The sequence below is a fragment of the Citrobacter sp. ANG330 genome, assembly GCF_047467925.1.
Classification (GTDB): Bacteria; Pseudomonadota; Gammaproteobacteria; order Enterobacterales; family Enterobacteriaceae; genus Citrobacter_A; species Citrobacter_A amalonaticus_G.
Genome location: NZ_JASJUI010000025.1, coordinates 1 through 1793 on the forward strand (window position 1 = coordinate 1; position 1793 = coordinate 1793).

General features: G+C 44.7%; 3 protein-coding genes. All 3 read right to left on the bottom strand.

The features are described 5' to 3' along the window. On the bottom strand, positions 1-393 hold a 393-nt coding region (locus tag QNN88_RS22745), incomplete at its 3' end, for a hypothetical protein (protein ID WP_414242138.1). Positions 394-669: 276 nt separating this feature from the next. Beyond that, positions 670-1122, bottom strand: a complete 453-nt coding sequence (locus QNN88_RS22750) for a hypothetical protein (protein WP_414242139.1) — start codon at positions 1120-1122, stop codon at positions 670-672. Beyond that, positions 1119-1793, bottom strand: a 675-nt coding sequence (locus tag QNN88_RS22755) for an RHS repeat-associated core domain-containing protein (protein WP_414242140.1), incomplete at its 5' end; no start/stop codon positions are given. The genes QNN88_RS22750 and QNN88_RS22755, both read right to left, overlap by 4 nt.

The following is a 1793-nucleotide window of genomic DNA, read 5'->3' on the forward strand; positions in this document are numbered from 1 at the left end:
GAAGCTCCCCGGCAGGTACACCGTCTGGATACGGGTTTTGTCCGTCTGCGTGGTGGTCAGCCGGTTGCCATCCCAGGCGTACCGCACGGTTTCCTGCAGCGCCGGCTGTGAACACGAGCCATCGTGATATACCGTACATGCCCACACCCGTTTACTGACGCGGCGGCCCAATGGGTCGTAAAGATAACGGCTTTCCGTCAGCACGTTGCCTGCCTGCATCCGGCGGTAGTGCACCAGTCGGTGCTGGTTATCGTAGCGGTAGTGATGTACGACGCTGCCGTGCGGGTGTATCCGGCGCTCGTTTTTCTCCGTCAGCCTGCCGTGTTCGTCATAATGATAAAAGTTCTCCACATCCTGGCTGATGCGGTTATCCGGGAAGCGTTCCGGCAGCATCGGGTATTTATCCCGTTCCGTTGTCCGGTTGCCCGCCGGGTCGCTGGAGTAGCGCCGGAGGTTCGCTGTCTCTCCCTGTGCAGGCTGTCGCGAGTGAAGTCGATACGCGGATGTCGCTGAGCTTCAACCTGGCGATATAGCCGTAGCCATAAGTGGGCCATTCCGCCGGCGGCAGATTATCGGGTGGGGACGGGTTGTATTTGCCGTTTTCATTTGAACTTCATGTAAGAATTATTGATACATATACTAAAATATATATTTTAATAATTAGAGCTATTACCCACCTTGTATACATCGTTTTCTAAGGAATTCATGGACTACACTATCAATTTCTTCTTTCGAAGATAAATTATCTAAGTAGTCACAAGGTAAATAAAAGACATCTCCATCTGCCATTGTGAAAACTCGCGCAGGTAAAGATATATCATTATCAATATGGATGTTGGTGATAATCCAATAATATGGAAAGTTTACATTTTTTGTGGGAATACCCAATAAATCGTAAAATTTGTTTTTATATGTTATTCCATTCTTAACAAAAAGTGGTTCAATTTCTATACCACGAGTATGGGGTGGCGTATATTCTTCTTTTGCTGAAAATGATTGCATTAAAGCCCATATAGGCTTATTTGCAAGCTCACCATGATGAAATATCCAGTAAATATAACCTCCTGATAAAGTGAGCGTTCCTGCTAATAACATTGCAATTGACATATGTTTTTTACTCATTGATTAAAGCTCGTTAAATTAGAAGGGATAGCACCATTCTGAGGTGAAACAATTGGAGGCATATTCGATGATAGCGCGCCAATCATCGATACTGTAGAAGGGAGAAACGCTGGCATTCCTTGTGCAAACTCATCATATCTATCTGGCATTAAAACGGAGTTTATTGTATCTCTTGCAACCCCTGCATGATCCATTGCATCTATAACCATAGTTGCACAGTTATGGGTAAGATATTCATAATCACTTCTATCTGTTTTATAATTTGCATTAATATAATCAATCATATTTTGTTCTTGTTCTGGTGTGGTTTTAATTGTACGTATCGTCGTACTCCTGCGTTTTGCTTGGTCAGTTAAATAAGATACAACGTTCCCCCCGCGTGGAGTATTCGTCCCATAGCTATATACTCCTTTTCCAGTAAACGCCATCGCCGAATGTCCTAATGGATTACCATCTGTTGGTCCTCCAGATAAAATGATTGTGTCTAATCCATAGGGGTCTATATTTGTGATCGGATTAAGCGGGTATTTATACGGATTCCACCCTCCCGCTAACCCAATCGGATCCTGCGTGATATACCGGCCCAGTAACGGGTCGTAATAACGATGTCGGTTATAGAACAGTCCTGTCTCCTTATCCCACTGCTGCCCCGGCAGACGAATAAGCTGTTG